This window comes from Pseudomonas syringae group sp. J309-1, from assembly GCF_032582135.1.
Lineage (GTDB): Bacteria > Pseudomonadota > Gammaproteobacteria > Pseudomonadales > Pseudomonadaceae > Aquipseudomonas > Aquipseudomonas quasicaspiana.
The window spans coordinates 18,863-34,091 of record NZ_JAWHNU010000038.1 but is presented as its reverse complement, the minus strand read 5'-3'; the positions used below and the strand labels follow the sequence as shown (position 1 = coordinate 34,091).

Genomic DNA, 15,229 nt, shown 5'->3' with positions numbered 1-15,229 from the left:
GAAAAATGTGTTACCTGACCTGACGCCATCGCAGCCTTCGGCAGCTCCTACTCCTACAGATCACGCTTCCACAAAAAAGCCCCACCTGCTTTCACAGGTGGGGCTTTTTACTCAGTCAAGGATCAAACGAGAGGTTTAGGCTCGTTGCTTTCTTCCTTGGCTTCGTGGTGCTGCGTGAATGTCTGATCCGCCGAGTGCGAGTTCTCGTCAGCGACTGGAGCAGGCTCTACTGCTTCAGTTGCGGGTTGAACTGCTTCGACTTCGTCAGCTACAGGAGCTGCAGCGGTGTTGGCTGCGGCTTCTTCAGCTTCCTTCTTCAGGCGCTCTTCTTCACGCTTGCGACGACGCACCTCACGTGGGTCGTTTGGCGCACGGCCGTTGCTGCTCACCGGCAGTGCAGGGGCCTCTGGGGCAACAGCCACAGCGGCTTCTGCGGTAGGTGCAGTTGCGACGACTTCCGGAGCAGCGTAAGCCGCAGGCTCTTCAGCCACGACTGGCGCAGGAGTTGGCAGCTCAGCCGATTCAGTGGCCGGAGCCTCTTCACGGGCTGGCGCGAGCTCTTCAACCTGCGGTGCAGGTGTGGTCGGCTCTGGCGTTGGTGTGAACGGTACAACACGTTCAGCGTGTGGCGCTTCGAACATTTCTGTCTGTGCTGCCAGGGCTGGTGCTTCTGCGATCACTTGCGGAGCTGCTTCAACGACCTGCTGCACTTCTACGTCCGGAGCGGTTTCAGCTTTCGGCGCATTGTCAGCCACCGGTGCTTCTACAGCAGGCGTTTCAACGGCTGGCGATTCGAACGCTGGAGTCTGGATCGAAGGGGTTTCGATCACAGCTTCCGGTACGAACGAGGAGTCAGCTGAGTCAACGGTCGCAGTCGCGCGCTCGGCCTGACGGTTAGCTTCGGCTTCGGCGGGGGCGCTGATGACGCTGCTGCCAACGGCTGCGGTCGCTGCGGTGATAGCCAGACCTGCTGCCACTTCAGTGTTGCCCGATTCGCTGCCTTCTTCCTCAGAGCCTTCCGAACCTTCGATCACATTGCCGTTTGCGTCACGCTGACGCTCACGACGGTTGCTGCGACGACGCTGACCACGGGAGCGGCGGCGAGGGCGATCGCCTTCTGCACCGTCCTGATGATCTTCGGTTGCCAGTTCTTCGTTGGTCAGCACTTCGTCTTCGCTGAGCTCGGTAACGGCCTGCTCTGCACGAGGCTGGCGTTCTTCACGAGGAGCGCGTGGTTGACGCTCTTCACGTGGAGCGCGCTCAGGACGCTCTTCACGTGGCGCTGCATCGGCTGCCGGAGCGGCATCCAGCGGCTCGCGCAGTTCACGAACACGCTCTTCACGAGGCTTGCGGTCTTCACGAGGTGTACGTGCTGCACGAGGCGCACGCTCTTCACGTGGGGCACGGGCCGGACGCTCTTCGCGTGGTGCTGCGCTGGTTTCTTCAACAACGGCTTCGCGTGGAGCGCGCGGTGCGCGTTCTTCACGAGGCGCGCGTTCCTCACGCGGTGCACGCTCTTCGCGTGGAGCGCGTTCGGCACGTTCTTCACGTGGCTTGCGTTCTTCATCGCGACGGTTGTTGCGGCCACGGCTCTGTTGACGACCGTTGCGGCGCTCTTCGTTGCGGGCAGGGCGCTCGGCAGCCGGTTTTTCAACCACAACCGGGGCAACTGGCTCTTCCTTGGTGGCGAACAGGCTCACCAGGGATTTGACCAGGCCTTTGAACAGGCTTGGCTCGTGAGCGACCGGAGCCGGTGCGGCGGGAACGGCTTCAACCGGAACCGGAGCGTTGGCACGCGGCGGAGCGGTTTTAACGGCGGCTTCCTGGCGAACCAGAGTGCGTGTTGCAGCAGCTGGCTGAACTTCTTCAACTTCAGCAGCAGCGGCAGCGATTTCGTAGCTGGACTGCAGGGTGTGTGCTTCCGGGCTGTCATCACGCAGGCGCTGAACTTCGAAGTGCGGCGTTTCGAGGTGATCGTTCGGCAGGATGATGATGCGGGCACGGGTGCGCAGTTCGATCTTGGTGATCGAGTTGCGTTTTTCGTTGAGCAGGAAAGCCGCAACCGGAATCGGCACTTGAGCGCGGACTTCGGCAGTGCGGTCTTTCAGGGCTTCTTCTTCGATCAGACGCAGGATGGCCAGCGACAGCGATTCAACATCACGGATGATGCCGGTGCCGTTGCAACGCGGGCAGACGATACCGCTGCTTTCGCCCAGCGATGGACGCAGGCGCTGACGAGACATTTCCAGCAGGCCGAAGCGCGAGATACGACCAACCTGAACGCGGGCACGGTCGGCTTCCAGGCTTTCGCGGACTTTTTCTTCCACGGCGCGCTGGTTCTTGGCCGGTGTCATGTCGATGAAGTCGATGACGATCAGGCCGCCGATGTCACGCAGACGCAATTGACGGGCGATTTCTTCAGCCGCTTCAAGGTTGGTCTGCAGGGCGGTTTCTTCGATGTCGCTGCCTTTGGTGGCGCGAGCCGAGTTGATGTCGATGGACACCAGGGCTTCGGTCGGATCGATAACGATGGAGCCGCCGGAAGGCAATTCAACGACGCGCTGGAAGGCGGTCTCGATCTGGCTTTCGATCTGGAAACGGTTGAACAGCGGAACGCTGTCTTCGTACAACTTGATCTTGCTGGCGTACTGCGGCATCACCTGACGGATAAAGGTCAGTGCTTCTTCCTGGGCTTCGATGCTGTCGATCAGCACTTCGCCGATGTCCTGGCGCAGGTAGTCGCGGATGGCGCGGATGATGACGTTGCTTTCCTGGTAGATCAGGAATGGAGCAGCGCGATCCAGCGAAGCCTCTTTGATAGCGGTCCAGAGTTGCAGCAGGTAGTCGAGGTCCCACTGCATTTCTTCGCTGCTGCGGCCCAGGCCGGCAGTGCGAACGATCAGACCCATGTCGGCTGGAGCGATCAGGCCGTTCAGCGCTTCGCGCAGTTCGTTGCGCTCTTCGCCTTCGATGCGACGGGAAATACCGCCTGCACGCGGGTTGTTCGGCATCAGGACCAGATAACGACCGGCCAGGCTGATGAAGGTGGTCAGGGCTGCGCCTTTGTTGCCGCGCTCTTCCTTCTCGACCTGAACGATGACTTCCTGGCCTTCGCTCAGGACGTCCTTGATGTTGACGCGGCCTTCAGGGGCTTTCTTGAAGTACTCGCGGGAGATTTCTTTCAGAGGCAGGAAGCCGTGGCGCTCAGAGCCGAAATCGACAAAGGCAGCCTCAAGGCTGGGTTCGATGCGAGTGATCCGGCCTTTATAGATATTGGCCTTTTTCTGCTCGCGGGCACCGGACTCGATGTCCAGGTCATATAAGCGCTGGCCGTCTACCAGTGCAACGCGCAACTCTTCGGGTTGAGTTGCGTTAATCAGCATTCTTTTCATGTAGTACCGTCGGTTTCCGGGCTGCCGGAAACGGCGTTCGGCACACACGACTTCTCACGGTCGGTGTCAGGGCACGTCAGGAGTGGTTGGACACTCCAGTGTCTAGCGAGATTACCGGCCAACGGGGCCGGAGTCGCGACGACGTTTCCTGCTTGCTGTGGTGACAAAAGACACCCTTTCAGCAAAAGCTTTGTCAGGAGGAGGAATCGACCATCGGTAGCGGACGAGATGAAGCGTCTAAAACAAGCCTTGTGCTACACAGTCCGATGGTTGTGCGTCTCCACCCTACACGTATCCCTGATAATTCGGGTGCTGCCGCGCGCAGAATCCGCAACGGGTTGGCATTTACCGCAGCCTTCCAGAGGGAAGGTTGCGCATCATGGCTTAAGGCGTTTGTTTCCGAAGCATTCGCCCGGACCGTCTGTAAACGACTGCACTTTGTGAACTGGCCGTGATTTATTAGCTCTGAAGGCGAGTGATAACTCTGCGATCTGGCGTGTATCAGGCCTCATGTCACCTGCGCTTGTAACGTTTGCAGCCCATCCGTTGTCACCGAAAGCCCCGTAGGACGGCCTCGCGTCCTCGTGAATTGCGTAGGGCAGGGTCGGTCATAAACCGTTTGTCCGCTGTCCAGGCCGCTTTTGGCGGCGTTCGCGACTATAGCAGCAATCATTAAGTGCTTCAAATCCATAAAAAATTGTTATGATTTGCGCCATGACGAATATCACCCCTCCAACCCCCGGCGTCCAGCTGGTAGAGGTTGCGCCGGAATATGCCGGTCAACGTATTGATAACTTTCTTGTCACTTTCCTCAAAGGCGTGCCCAAGACCTTGATCTATCGCATTTTGCGCAAAGGCGAAGTGCGGGTGAACAAGGGGCGGATCAAGCCCGAGTACAAGTTGCAGGCAGGCGACATCATCCGTGTCCCGCCAGTGCGCGTGCCTGAGCGCGACGCGCCTGTGCCTGTAGCTCAGGGTTTGTTGCAGCGTCTCGAAGCGGCGATTGTCTATGAAGACAAGGCGCTGATCGTGCTCAACAAGCCAGCGGGTATCGCTGTGCATGGCGGCAGTGGACTGAACTTCGGCGTCATCGAAGCTTTCCGTCAGATGCGCCCGGATGCCAAAGAACTCGAACTGGTACACCGTCTGGATCGCGACACTTCCGGGCTGTTGATGATTGCCAAGAAGCGCAGCATGTTGCGCCACCTGCATGAGGCCTTGCGCGGCGACGGTGTCGACAAGCGCTACATGGCACTGGTACGCGGTCGCTGGGACACCGCTCAAAAGCGTGTCAGCGCGCCATTGCTCAAGAGCAATCTGCGTTCCGGTGAGCGCATGGTCGAAGTCAACGACGAAGGCAAGGAGGCGCTGACGATTTTCAAAGTGCTGCGCCGCTTCGGTGACTTCGCCACCATGGTCGAAGCCAAGCCGGTGACCGGTCGTACGCACCAGATCCGGGTGCACACGCTGCACGCCGGGCACGCCATTGCCGGTGATACCAAATACGGCGACGAAGATTTCAGTCGCGAGATTCGCGATCTGGGCGGCAAGCGCCTGTTCTTGCACGCTTACATGCTGACCGTGCCGCTGCAGGATGGTGGGGAGCTTAAATTGCAGGCCCCCGTTGATGAAATGTGGGCCAAGACAGTGGAGCGTTTGAGTGCGACCTGATTCTGAATCTTCGAAGTATGATTTATTGATTTTCGATTGGGATGGCACGCTGGCTGACTCCATCGGCCGTATCGTTGCAGCCATGCGCGCTGCGGCTGTCGAGAGTGGCAGGCCGGAGCGTGACGAGCATTCCATCAAGGGCATTATCGGTCTGGGTTTGCCCGAAGCGATTCGCACGCTTTATCCGGATATCACAGCCAATGACCTGATCGATTTCCGTCAGCATTACGCCGACAGTTACATGGCCATGGACAACGACGTAGCTTCACCTTTGTTCGAAGCTGTGCGCGAGTCCATTGAGGGCTGGCGTGCTGAGGGTTACAAATTGGCCGTGGCCACCGGCAAGGCGCGTCGCGGTCTTGATCGTGTTTTGAAGGCTCATGACTGGCTCGACTATTTCGACATCACCCGGGCGGCGGATGAAACCGCCAGCAAGCCTGATCCGCTGATGCTGAATGAAATTCTTCAGCATTGCGGCGTTAAGCCGGGACGGGCGTTGATGGTGGGTGATTCCTCTTTCGATCTGTTGATGGCGCGTAATGCGGGTATGGATTCCGTGGCAGTGGGCTATGGCGCGCAGTCGCTGGATTCACTGCGTACTTATGAGCCGCAGTTGGCTATAGAGCATTTTTCCGAGCTGCGCACCTGGTTGGGTGATCGCAGCCATCAGTCTTCATTGTTGGGATCGTAAATAAATGTCGGACGAATGGAAAGCACCGGTTTCCCGTGATGAGGACGAAGTCGCAGACAGCAAGGCTGATGCGAAGAGCTGGAAATTGCTGGAAAAAACCCTGCTGGCGGGGATTCAGGAACAGCGTCGTTCGCGCCGCTGGGGGATTTTCTTCAAATGCCTGACCTTCCTTTATCTGATCGGGGCACTGTTTCTGTTTACGCCTTTGGGTGATTTCGAGAAAAGCGCTTCTGGCAGTGCCCATCACACCGCGCTGATCCAGATCGAAGGCATGATCGCTGACAAGGAGCCTGCCAGCGCCGACAACATCGTCGGCAGCCTGCGCGCAGCGTTCGAAGACCCGAAAACCAAGGGCGTGATTCTGCGCATCAACAGCCCTGGCGGCAGCCCTGTGCAATCGGGCTATGTCGCTGATGAAATCCGTCGCCTGCGCGCCGAGAAGCCGGAGATCAAGGTCTATGCCGTGATCACTGACCTGGGTGCCTCGGGTGCTTACTACATCGCCAGCGCGGCTGACCAGATCTACGCCGACAAGGCCAGTCTGGTGGGTTCTATCGGCGTAACCGCAGCAGGCTTCGGCTTTGTCGGCGCCATGGAAAAACTGGGTGTTGATCGCCGGACCTACACGTCAGGCGAGCACAAGTCGTTCCTGGACCCGTTCCAGCCGCAAAAAGCAGACGAAACCGCATTCTGGCAAAGCGTGCTGGACACCACCCACCGCCAGTTCATCGCCAGCGTAAAACAGGGCCGAGGCGACCGCCTCAAGGACAAAGATCATCCTGAACTGTTCTCCGGGCTGGTCTGGACGGGCGAGCAGGCCCTGCCGCTGGGCCTGATCGACGGCCTGGGCAGCTCCAGCTACGTCGCACGTGAAGTAATCGGCGAAAAAGAAATGGTCGACTTCACTGTTCAGGAATCCCCGTTCGATCGCTTCTCGAAAAAACTGGGCGCCAGCGTCGCTGACCAAATCGCAATGTGGGCAGGCTTCAAAGGGCCGACGCTTCGCTGATTGCGAATCGCAGCCAACAAACACCCGACCATTGGTCGGGTTTTTTTTATTCGCGAAGGTCGAACACCGCTGAATACAAGTAGATCGGTAAGCTCGCGCATTCAGGTCGGCTGTCAGGCCGCTATGCTTTTGATTTTGATCTGAGGCGCCCCGTTAAACCACGCCGGCCGAACGCAGATTCTGAATCGTGGGTAACCCGGCAGGACGCCGGGTTAGCCGCATTGGGCCATGGATGGCCCGTTGCGGCGGCCCACGGTTCAGGATCTGTGTTCGGGTATGCCGAGCGACAGCGAGGCACCAAGTGGTGGGGCAAGAGCGTTTTGCTTACTTTTGCGCTCCTTTCAAAAGTGAGGCGCTGTAAAAGCGCAACCAATATCAGCCATGCCTGCGGTAACGGATATGTACACAGCAATCACTGCACAAATAATCAAGGCACCTGCACCCCTTCCTTTATAAGCATATCCACCAACCGAATCAGCGGCAGCCCAACCAGACTCGTAGCATCACTCCCCTCGGTGCTCCGAAACAGACTGACACCCAATCCCTCAGCCTTGAAACTACCCGCACAGTCATACGGCTGCTCCGCACGCAAATAACGCTCAATACCGACCTGATCCAGCGTACGCATATGCACCGTAAACGGCACATGATCAACCTGGCAGCCACCTGTCGAACTATTAAACAACGCAAGGCCAGTCAGAAACGTCACACTGGAACCGCTAGCCGCACCCAACTGCTCCCGAGCGCGCTCAAAAGTGTGAGGCTTGCCAAGAATCCTGCCGTCCAGCACAGCCACCTGATCCGAACCAATAATCAAATGGCCAGGATATGCGGCCGCAAGGGCCCGGGCTTTCTCCTCGGCAAGGCGACGAACCAACTCAATCGGCCCCTCATTGGGTAGGTGGCTTTCATCGATATCAGGCGAGGCACAGACGAACGGCAGCCGCAGTCTGGCGAGCAATTCCCGGCGATAAGGTGAGCTGGAAGCAAGAAGCAAAGGCAACATGCGGTTCTCCAAAAAGTGAAAACTGATTCTAATCAGTCTCGTGCAGGATTATTGGCCTGAATTTCCTTTGACATGCCTTGGGGTCGTCCCTAGAATGCTGCGCCTATGTTGAATGACCCGATTCCACCTCACGTTGACCCGCGCAAATTGGCTGATCGTGGCACTACCCTTCAAGGTGAAGTGCTGCTGGCTGATTTGGAGAGACTCTGCGACCCGCTTTCCGACACTGTCGGTTCGGTGCAGGCCAAATTCATTTTTGAGCGTGACGAACGTCGCTCCGTGGTTATCCACAGTGCAATTGACGTCGAAGTCAAAATGGTTTGCCAGCGTTGTCTTGAGCTGGTCACCCTGCCGATTCACAGCGAGTGCAGTTACGCTGTGGTGAAGGAGGGTGCGAATACCCAGTCGTTACCGAAAGGTTATGACGTGCTGGAACTGGGCGAAGATCCATTGGATCTGCTGGCATTGATCGAGGAGGAGCTTTTGCTCGCCTTGCCCATTGTGCCTGCTCATCATCCGGAAGAATGCCAGCAGCCGGCGGGTCTCGATGAGCCCGAACCGAGCGTGGACGAGGTAACGCGGTCCAACCCGTTCAGTGTATTGGCGCAGTTAAAGCGTGACCCAAACGTTTAGGAGTTAATCAATTATGGCTGTTCAGCAGAACAAAAAATCCCGCTCTGCCCGTGACATGCGTCGTTCGCACGACGCTCTTGAGGCAAGCACTCTGTCGGTAGAAAAGACCACTGGTGAAATTCACCTGCGTCACCACGTTTCGCCGGAAGGTGTTTACCGTGGTCGTAAAGTGATCGACAAGGGCGCTGACGAGTAATTTCTTGTCCGCTCCGATCATCGCGATCGACGCAATGGGCGGGGACTTCGGTCCCCGCAACATTGTCCAGGCCAGCCTTGCGTGCCTGTCTGCTACGCCCTCGCTCCATCTGATCCTTGTGGGTCAAGCCCCCCTCATTGAAGAACTCATTGCCCGCCATTCTGGTGTGGATCGCTCACGTCTGCGCGTTGTGAACGCCAGCGAAGTGATCGCCATGGATGAACGGCCGTCTCAGGCGTTGCGTGGCAAGCCTGACTCTTCGATGCGCGTGGCGCTGGATCTGGTGGCGAGCGGGCAGGCTCAGGCGTGCGTCAGTGCCGGGAATACCGGTGCATTGATGGCGCTTTCGCGCTTTGTCCTGAAAACCCTGCCAGGTATTGATCGCCCGGCCATGGTTGCGGCGATTCCTACCCAGCGTGGCTATTGTCAGTTGCTGGATCTTGGGGCGAATGTCGATTGCAGTGCAGAAAACCTTTATCAGTTTGCCGTGATGGGGTCCGTGGCGGCAGAAGCGCTAGGTGTGGTGCGGCCAAAAGTCGCGCTGCTCAATGTCGGTACCGAAGACATCAAGGGCAATCAGCAGGTCAAGCTGGCTGCGAGTCTGCTGCAGGCTGCGCCGGGTCTGAACTACACCGGTTTTGTTGAAGGTGACGGGTTGTATCGCGGCGAGGCCGATGTGGTGGTCTGTGACGGTTTTGTCGGCAATATCGTGCTCAAGTCCAGCGAAGGGCTGGCGAGCATGATTGCTGCACGAATTGAAACCTTGTTCAGGCAGAATCTGCTGTCGAGGACGGTCGGCGCGCTGGCAATGCCTCTGCTCAAGCGTCTCCAGGCTGATCTTGCGCCTGCGCGGCATAATGGGGCTAGCTTTCTCGGGTTGCAGGGCATTGTGGTTAAAAGCCATGGTTCTGCCAGTGTGCAGGGCTTTCAGAGTGCGATTCAGCGTGCGCTGATCGAGATTCAGGAAAACCTGCCGCAACGCTTGCACGGACGCCTTGGCGAGCTGTTATAGGCTTTCCATAGCGACGTTTGCAGTGCGCGTCCGCTAGAATGTGACGCTGCTGACTGGCCGGTCATCAAAACCGGCAAGTGACTGTAATTAGAATTTCTCGCGCTCGGCCAAGGCCGGGCGTTTATTTCGACGACCATAATCAGGGGCTTGTTTAATGTCTGCATCCCTCGCATTCGTCTTTCCGGGTCAAGGATCGCAATCGCTCGGCATGCTCGCCGATCAAGGCGCGCACCATCCGTTGATCCTTGATACTTTCGCGCAGGCCTCCGATGCCTTGGGTTATGACCTCTGGGCGCTGACTCAGGAAGGTCCGGTCGAGTCGCTCAATCAGACCGACAAGACCCAGCCGGCAATTCTCACTGCTTCGATTGCCTTGTGGCATGTGTGGCTGGCTGAAGGCGGTGCTGTTCCGGCGTTTGTTGCCGGCCACAGCCTGGGGGAATACAGCGCACTGGTCGCGGCACAAAGCCTGAGCCTGGCTGATGCGGTCAAACTGGTCGAGCGTCGTGGTCAGTTGATGCAGGAAGCGGTTCCCGCCGGTCAGGGCGGCATGGCTGCCATTCTCGGTCTGGATGATGCCGATGTCATCGCTGCCTGCGCCGAAGCGGCTCAGGGTGAAGTAGTCAGCGCGGTCAATTTCAACTCGCCGGGTCAGGTCGTCATCGCCGGTTCCGCCGAAGCTGTAAAGCGTGCCATGGAGCTGTGCAAGGCCCGTGGTGCCAAGCGCGCGCTGCCATTGCCGGTCAGTGTTCCATCGCACTGCGAGCTGATGCGTCCAGCGGCCGAGCGCTTTGCCGAGTCGATCGAAGCGATCGAGTGGCAGGCCCCACAGATTCCACTGGTGCAGAACGTCAGCGCCAGTGTCGTGACCGATCTCGCCACACTGAAAACCGATTTGCTGCAACAGTTGTACAAGCCGGTCCGTTGGGTCGAGTCGATCCAGGCGCTGGCTGCAAATGGCGCTACCCAGCTGGTTGAGTGTGGTCCCGGCAAAGTGCTTGCCGGCCTGAACAAGCGTTGCGCCGAAGGCGTGACGACCTACAACCTGGATACCCCAGACGCCTACGCCGCCGCCCGTGCGGCACTGGCCTGATTAGGAGAGCTTGCATGAGCCTGCAAGGTAAAGTTGCACTGGTGACTGGTGCCAGTCGTGGTATTGGTCAAGCCATTGCCCTGGAATTGGGTCGTAATGGTGCTGTAGTGGTCGGGACAGCGACTTCCGAGTCGGGTGCCGAGCGCATCAGCGCGACGTTCAAGGAAAACGGCATTGAAGGTTTTGGCCTGATGCTGGACGTCTGCAGCGCCGAGTCCGTGGACTCCGTGCTGTCGCAGATTCAGGAGCGCGTTGGCGCACCGTTGATTCTGGTCAATAATGCCGGTATCACTCGTGACAACCTGATGATGCGCATGAAAGACGACGAGTGGAATGATGTCGTCAACACCAACCTGAACAGCCTTTTCCGTCTGTCCAAGGGCGTTTTGCGTGGCATGACCAAGGCGCGGTGGGGTCGAATTATCAGTATTGGTTCTGTTGTGGGTGCCATGGGCAACGCAGGCCAAGTAAACTATGCCGCCGCGAAAGCGGGTCTGGAAGGTTTCAGTCGCGCTCTGGCGCGTGAAGTGGGTTCGCGTGCGGTAACCGTGAACTCGGTAACTCCTGGTTTTATCGACACAGATATGACCCGCGAGCTGCCTCAGACGCAACGAGATTCCCTGACGGCGCAGATTCCTCTGGGTCGCCTGGGGCAGGCAGAAGAGATTGCGCATGTTGTCGCTTTTCTTGCCTCGGAAGGTGCAGGCTACGTTACCGGGGCTACAATCCCCGTTAACGGCGGCATGTATATGTGATCGCCCGTTTTAAAAAAATGTAATACGGGCTGTCTAAAATCCGTTATAAAGCTGAAATCTTTTAATGGGCAGAGGGGTGATGGGCGTATCGGGAATTGCGTTAAGCTTGAAATTCGCAAATCCTCTTCTATACACTTACCCATCGGCCAGCTGCCTGAATTTGTCTACTAGGAGTTAAAACACGGTATGAGCACCATCGAAGAGCGCGTCAAGAAAATCGTTGCTGAGCAACTTGGCGTCAAATCTGAGGAAGTGGTTAACACTGCTTCTTTCGTTGAAGACCTGGGTGCCGACTCCCTTGACACCGTTGAGCTGGTAATGGCTCTGGAAGAGGAATTCGAGACCGAAATCCCTGACGAAGAAGCCGAGAAGATCACCACTGTTCAAGCTGCTATCGATTACGTTACTGCCCACCAGGCGTAACATTTAGTAATCGTTGCTGGGTCATGGGAAAACCGCACTGCCTTACCGGCGTGCGGTTTTTTCTTTAAAACGATGTCCTGTGTAGTCAATGAAAGAAAAGGAGAGTCCTGTGTCGCGTAGACGCGTCGTGGTCACCGGTATGGGTATGCTGTCGCCATTGGGTACGGATGTGCCGAGCAGTTGGCAGGGCATTCTGGCTGGTCGCAGTGGCATTAACCTTATCGAACACACAGACCTTTCGGCTTACACGACCCGCTTTGGCGGTTCGATCAAGGGCTTCAACGTCGAAGAGTATCTGGCGCCCAAAGAGGCTCGCAGGCTCGATCTATTCATCCAGTACGGTCTCGCTGCCAGCTTTCAGTCTGTGCGTAATTCCGGCCTGGAAGTCACCGATGCAAACCGTGAACGCATTGGCGTTGCCATGGGTTCTGGAATCGGTGGTCTGACCAATATCGAAAACAACAGCCGTTCTCTGCACGAGCAGGGGCCAGGGCGTATTTCGCCGTTTTTCGTGCCGGGTTCCATCATCAACATGATTTCCGGTTTCCTGTCGATCCATCTGGGCGCACAGGGACCTAACTATGCCATTGCGACTGCCTGCACCACGGGCACGCATTGCATTGGCATGGCTGCACGCAACATTGCCTACGGCGAAGCCGATGTGATGATTGCGGGTGGCGCTGAAATGGCGGCCTGTGGGCTGGGCATGGGCGGCTTTGGTGCTTCCCGCGCGCTGTCGACCCGCAATGACGATCCAACCCGCGCCAGCCGTCCCTGGGACAAAGGCCGTGACGGTTTTGTCCTGTCCGACGGCTCCGGTGCGCTGGTGCTTGAAGAGCTTGAGCATGCCAAGGCGCGTGGTGCGACTATTTATGCCGAGCTGATCGGCTTTGGCATGAGCGGCGATGCATACCACATGACTTCGCCGCCAGACGACGGCGCCGGTGCTGCCCGTTGCATCCGCAATGCGCTGAACGACGCCAAGGTCAACCCTGAGCAGGTTCAGTACATCAATGCCCACGGCACCTCGACCATGGCGGGCGACCTTGCCGAAGCCAATGCAATCAAGAGTGTGTTTGGCAATCACGCCTATAAGCTGGCGGTCAGCTCCACCAAATCCATGACCGGTCACTTGCTGGGCGCGGCCGGTGCTGTTGAAGCCATCTTCAGTGTGCTGGCGATCAACGGTCAGGTGGCACCGCCGACCATCAACCTGGACGAGCCGGGTGAAGGTTGTGATCTGGACTTCGTGCCGCACGAGGCACGTAGCATGCCCATCGACGTGGTGGTCTCTAACTCCTTTGGTTTTGGTGGAACCAACGGCTCACTGGTGTTCCGCCGGTTCGCCGAGTGATGCCAGGCTGGGTCGATGGACGTCCAGCCGACACGCTTTCTGTCAAAAATAGAGGGCTGGCTTATGGCGATGGGCTGTTTGAGACCATCGCGGTAAGGGCAGGGCAGCCATCGCTGCTGGATCAGCACATGCAGCGCTTGCAACGAGGCTGTGATCGTCTGGGCATTGCTGCTGATCTGGTTTTGATTCGTGACGAGCTGCTGGCCTTTGCCCGGCAACTCGACGAAGGGGTCATGAAACTGATCCTTACCCGTGGCGACAGCCAGCGTGGCTATGCCCCTGATACCCATTCTCACCCTGTAAGAATTCTTCAAGGTAGCCCGCTGCCTGCCTATTCCTCTGCTCATGCGGAGCAGGGCATTTACTTGTTCCCCTGTGTCACACGTCTGGCCGAGCAGCCCTTGCTGGCAGGTTTGAAGCATTTGAATCGTCTCGAACAAGTGCTTGCCCGTTCGGAATGGCAGGGCTCCGAGTTTGCCGAAGGGCTGATGCGTGATCTTTCCGGTCGTGTTATTGAAGGGGTTTACAGCAATCTGTTTATGGTCCGCGATGACGTGTTGCTCACGGCTGACCTGAGTCGCAGCGGCGTCGCGGGTGTCATGCGCGGTGCGTTGCTGGAGCAGGCTCCGGAGCTTGGCATTCACGTCGAAGTTCGTGATCTGCATATGGCTGATCTGGAACATGCTGACGAAGTATTTGTCTGCAACAGTGTCTATGGCGTCTGGCCGGTGCGAGGCTTCGAACAGCTGAGCTGGTCGGTTGGACCGCTCACCCGTAAACTGCAGCGCAAAGCTCTTGCCCTTCTGGATATCGCTTAGTGATTCGAAAATTTTTGCTGTTGCTGGAAACGGGCCTGGTCCTGGCAGGTTTGGCGTTGGGTTATGCCTACTGGCAGCAGAACGAGGCCCTGCATCAACCCTTGAACGTCACCCAGGAACAGATGCTCGACGTTCCTGCCGGTTCGACGCCGGGTGGTTTGCTCAATCGTCTACAAACCGACGGTGTGATCAAGGACGCATTCTGGCTAAGGCTGTACTGGCGCTTCAACCTCTCGGGTGAAGCCCTGCACAGCGGCGAATACCGCATGACGCCGGGCATGAACGCGCAGTCCTTGCTGGGTCTGTGGCAGCGCGGTGAAGTCGTCCAATACAGCCTGACGCTGGTCGAGGGCTGGAATTTCCGTCAGGTGCGTGCAGCACTCGGCAAGCAGCCCAAGCTTGAGCAAACACTGGTTAATCTCAGCGACGCTGAGCTGATGACTAAAATCGGTCATCCGGATGTTTTTCCCGAGGGCCGGTTCTTCCCTGACACTTACCGCTACGTCCGCGGCATGACTGACGCTGAAATTCTCAAACAGGCCTACAAGCGTCTCGACGACGTGTTGGAAGAGGAATGGGCCAAGCGTGCAGCAGATGTGCCGTATACCGATGCTTATCAAGCGCTGATCATGGCGTCCCTGGTTGAAAAGGAGACTGGTGTCCCGCAGGAGCGTGGCCAGATCGCTGGCGTTTTCGTTCGCAGACTGGCCCTGGGCATGTTGCTGCAGACGGACCCGACAGTCATCTATGGTCTGGGCGAGCGCTACAACGGCAAGTTGACCCGCGCTCACCTGAAAGAGCCTACGCCTTACAACACCTACGTCATCTCCGGTTTGCCACCTACGCCCATTTCTTTGGTCGGCCGTGAAGCGATTCACGCTGCCCTCAACCCGGTGCCGGGGCGCAGTCTGTATTTCGTCGCCCGGGGCGATGGCAGTCACGTATTTTCCGATGACCTGGACGCGCATAACGCCGCGGTCCGCGAGTTTCAGCTCAAGCGTCGTGCTGACTACCGATCGAGTCCGGCTCCGGCCGCAGTTCCAGTAGTCCCCGCGACTCCTGCGGAGCCCGTCCCGGCGGTCGAGCCCAATCCGGCGGCGACTGATGAAGCGAAAGCAGAACAAGACACCGCGCCGAGCGAGCAAAAATCACAATGAATTTTATTGAGTACACCCT

14 protein-coding genes are annotated in these 15,229 nt (G+C 57.8%); 12 read left to right on the top strand and 2 right to left on the bottom strand.

Translation table 11 applies throughout. The features are described from left to right. Positions 1–122: 122 nt before the first annotated feature. The gene (gene rne, locus RX972_RS19155; protein ID WP_316877634.1) at positions 123–3,383 is read right to left on the bottom strand and encodes a ribonuclease E; all 3,261 of its coding nucleotides are present in this window, start codon (positions 3,381–3,383) and stop codon (positions 123–125) included. A gap of 723 nt (positions 3,384–4,106) precedes the next feature. On the opposite strand from rne, the gene rluC reads away from it, so the two are divergent. Genes rluC through RX972_RS19140 form a run of 3 tightly spaced genes read left to right on the top strand, consistent with a single transcriptional unit; the run spans position 4,107 to position 6,763 of the window. After that, on the top strand, positions 4,107–5,063 hold the full coding sequence (gene rluC, locus RX972_RS19150; protein WP_231665720.1) for a 23S rRNA pseudouridine(955/2504/2580) synthase RluC: 957 nt from the start codon (positions 4,107–4,109) through the stop codon (positions 5,061–5,063). After that, the gene (locus RX972_RS19145) at positions 5,053–5,754 is read left to right on the top strand and encodes an HAD-IA family hydrolase (RefSeq protein WP_316877633.1); all 702 of its coding nucleotides are present in this window, start codon (positions 5,053–5,055) and stop codon (positions 5,752–5,754) included. The genes rluC and RX972_RS19145 overlap by 11 nt, the downstream gene beginning before the upstream one ends. Positions 5,755–5,758: 4 nt before the next feature. Continuing rightward, positions 5,759–6,763, top strand: coding sequence for a S49 family peptidase (locus RX972_RS19140; protein WP_027901077.1), 1,005 nt, complete (start codon positions 5,759–5,761; stop codon positions 6,761–6,763). A 427-nt stretch (positions 6,764–7,190) separates the two neighbouring features. Here RX972_RS19140 and RX972_RS19135 read toward each other — a convergent pair whose 3' ends face one another. Then, positions 7,191–7,769 (bottom strand): nucleoside triphosphate pyrophosphatase, encoded by a 579-nt coding sequence (locus tag RX972_RS19135; RefSeq protein WP_316877632.1) that lies wholly within the window; start codon positions 7,767–7,769, stop codon positions 7,191–7,193. Between the two features lie 105 nt (positions 7,770–7,874). Between RX972_RS19135 and RX972_RS19130 the strand changes: the two genes are divergently transcribed. The 9 genes from RX972_RS19130 to mltG all read left to right on the top strand — a co-directional run bounded on the left by RX972_RS19130 (position 7,875) and on the right by mltG (position 15,210). Continuing rightward, entirely contained in the window at positions 7,875–8,402 is a 528-nt protein-coding gene (locus RX972_RS19130) for a YceD family protein (RefSeq protein WP_027901079.1), read from the top strand. Between the two features lie 13 nt (positions 8,403–8,415). Then, positions 8,416–8,598, top strand: coding sequence for a 50S ribosomal protein L32 (rpmF, locus tag RX972_RS19125; RefSeq protein WP_002552688.1), 183 nt, complete (start codon positions 8,416–8,418; stop codon positions 8,596–8,598). A 4-nt stretch (positions 8,599–8,602) separates the two neighbouring features. Then, positions 8,603–9,610, top strand: coding sequence for a phosphate acyltransferase PlsX (plsX, locus tag RX972_RS19120; RefSeq protein ID WP_099269617.1), 1,008 nt, complete (start codon positions 8,603–8,605; stop codon positions 9,608–9,610). A gap of 154 nt (positions 9,611–9,764) precedes the next feature. Next, positions 9,765–10,703 carry an ACP S-malonyltransferase gene (gene fabD, locus RX972_RS19115; RefSeq protein WP_122398125.1) on the top strand — a complete coding sequence of 313 codons (939 nt, stop codon included), beginning with the start codon at positions 9,765–9,767 and terminating at the stop codon, positions 10,701–10,703. 14 nt (positions 10,704–10,717) lie between these two features. Further along, positions 10,718–11,458 (top strand): 3-oxoacyl-ACP reductase FabG, encoded by a 741-nt coding sequence (gene fabG / locus RX972_RS19110; protein ID WP_027901082.1) that lies wholly within the window; start codon positions 10,718–10,720, stop codon positions 11,456–11,458. Positions 11,459–11,644: 186 nt separating this feature from the next. Next, positions 11,645–11,881, top strand: a complete 237-nt coding sequence (gene acpP / locus RX972_RS19105) for an acyl carrier protein (protein WP_087265500.1) — start codon at positions 11,645–11,647, stop codon at positions 11,879–11,881. A 109-nt stretch (positions 11,882–11,990) separates the two neighbouring features. Then, on the top strand, positions 11,991–13,235 hold the full coding sequence (gene fabF / locus RX972_RS19100) for a beta-ketoacyl-ACP synthase II (protein ID WP_316877631.1): 1,245 nt from the start codon (positions 11,991–11,993) through the stop codon (positions 13,233–13,235). Beyond that, on the top strand, positions 13,235–14,053 hold the full coding sequence (gene pabC / locus RX972_RS19095; RefSeq protein WP_316877630.1) for an aminodeoxychorismate lyase: 819 nt from the start codon (positions 13,235–13,237) through the stop codon (positions 14,051–14,053). The genes fabF and pabC overlap by 1 nt, the downstream gene beginning before the upstream one ends. Continuing rightward, positions 14,053–15,210, top strand: a complete 1,158-nt coding sequence (gene mltG, locus RX972_RS19090; protein WP_099269621.1) for an endolytic transglycosylase MltG — start codon at positions 14,053–14,055, stop codon at positions 15,208–15,210. Before pabC ends, mltG begins: the two co-directional genes overlap by 1 nt. The last annotated feature ends 19 nt before the right edge of the window (positions 15,211–15,229 follow it).